At 69.3% G+C, this 1,825-nt stretch carries 2 protein-coding genes; both read left to right on the top strand.

Annotated features, from left to right (window positions below; translation table 11 throughout):
- Positions 1-132: 132 nt before the first annotated feature.
- Entirely contained in the window at positions 133-885 is a 753-nt protein-coding gene (locus PKH97_RS16365) for an HAD family hydrolase (RefSeq protein WP_324388669.1), read from the top strand.
- Positions 882-1,652: a TSUP family transporter gene (locus PKH97_RS16360; protein ID WP_324388668.1), complete on the top strand. Its 771-nt coding sequence runs from the start codon at positions 882-884 to the stop codon at positions 1,650-1,652. Before PKH97_RS16365 ends, PKH97_RS16360 begins: the two co-directional genes overlap by 4 nt.
- The last annotated feature ends 173 nt before the right edge of the window (positions 1,653-1,825 follow it).

Raw genomic sequence — 1,825 nt, 5'->3', positions numbered from 1 at the left:
CTGAGAGGGCAAGAAGACCGGCTCCGGCTATTACGGTGCCGGCCACTCGACGGGTCTGAACCGGCCACTCGACGGGTTTGAACCGGCCTTTCGACGGGTCTGAACCGGCCACTCGACGTCTAAGGTTGCGGGGTGACGAGCGAGCCCATTGACGCGGTGATCTTCGACTGGGGTGGCACGCTGACCCCGTGGCACCCGGTCGACATCGGCGAGCAGTGGCGGGTGTATGCCCGCGAGATCCACGGCATACCGCTCGACTCGTCCGACATCCCTGAGGCCGATCTGCAAGCGGCCCACGATCTCGCCGACCGGATTCTTGCCGCCGAGGACGAGGCGTGGGCCCGCGGCCGTACCGCGCACGAGAGCGCCCATATCGACGACATTCTCGCCGCGGCCGGCCTCGATCCCGAGAACGACAAGCAACTTCTCGCGCTCGCCGCCTACCGGCGCTTTTGGGAGCCGCACACCTTCACCGATCCCCAGGTGCGCCCGCTCTGGGAGGGCCTGCACCAGCGCGGGATCCGCGTCGGGTTGCTGTCGAACACCATCTGGACGCGCGACTACCATCGCTCGGTCTTCGCCCGCGACGGCGTCCTGGACCTCATCGACGGCGACGTCTACTCCTCCGAAATCCACGTCGTCAAACCCCACCGCGAGGCCTTCGAGGCAGCCCTCGCCGCAGTCCGCGTGCGGGCCCACCGAGCCGTCTATGTCGGCGACCGGCTCTATGAGGATGTCCACGGGCCGCAGCAGATCGGCATGCGCGCCATCTGGATTCCGCACTCGGACATCCCACTGGTGCAACAGGTTTCGGTCGATGCGACCCCCGACGCCACGGCCCACGAACTCCTCGACATCCTCAAGATCATCGACGGGTGGGCGTGAGCGAGGTCCCCTCCGAGGTCTGGCTCGGCCTGGCCGCCGTGCTCGCCGGCTGGATCGATGCCGTCGTCGGGGGCGGTGGCCTGATCCAGTTGCCGGCCCTGCTGCTGGGCGTCCCCGGCGCCAGCCCCGCCCAGGTCCTCGCAACCAACAAGTTCGCCTCGGTCTGGGGCACCGGCTCCAGCGCGCTGACCTACTACCGCCGGATCAAACCCGACCTGCGCACCGCCTTGCCCATGGCCGTGGTCGCCTTCGTCGGCTCCGCCGGCGGCGCGATCATCGGCCTGCACATCCCGAAGTCCGCCTTCAACCCGATCATCCTCGTGATGCTCGTGCTCGTCGGCACCTATACCCTGCTGCGGCCCGACCTCGGCTCGGTGACGGCCCTGCGGCACAGCGGGGCGCGGCACACGGCCTTGGCCATGCTTACCGGCTTCCTCCTCGGCGTCTATGACGGCGCACTCGGGCCTGGCACCGGCTCCTTCCTGGTCTTCGCTCACGTCGGCCTCCTCGGTTACGCCTTCCTCGAGGCCAGCGCCAAGGCCAAGATCGCCAATGTCGCGACCAACCTCGGCGCGCTGGCCGTCTTCGCCCCGGGCGGTCATGTGCTGTGGCATCTGGGCGCGATCATGGCCGTCTGCAACCTCGTCGGCGGTTATCTGGGCGCCCGCACCGCGGTCGCCCGCGGGTCCGGATTCGTCCGTTCGGTCTTCGTCGTCGTGGTGAGCGCCTTCGTCATCCGGCTCACCTGGCAACTGCTGACCAGCTGACCGCGACCGTTCGTGGCGCCGCCATGGGGTGCCCACAGCTTGCCCACAGGAACCGGCCCGAGATTTGCTGGTATGACGATCACCGCCCCCGCGCCGACAGCGAACGCGAGCGCGCACCCACCCGTCCAGTGGGCCGCCAGCACGCGCCCGTCGGGCGCCGCGCGCCCGGCGGC

Origin of the sequence: Nostocoides sp. (assembly GCF_035343835.1) — a bacterium.
GTDB lineage: Bacteria > Actinomycetota > Actinomycetes > Actinomycetales > Dermatophilaceae > Nostocoides_A > Nostocoides_A vanveenii.
This window is presented reverse-complemented; position numbering and strand designations above follow the sequence as displayed.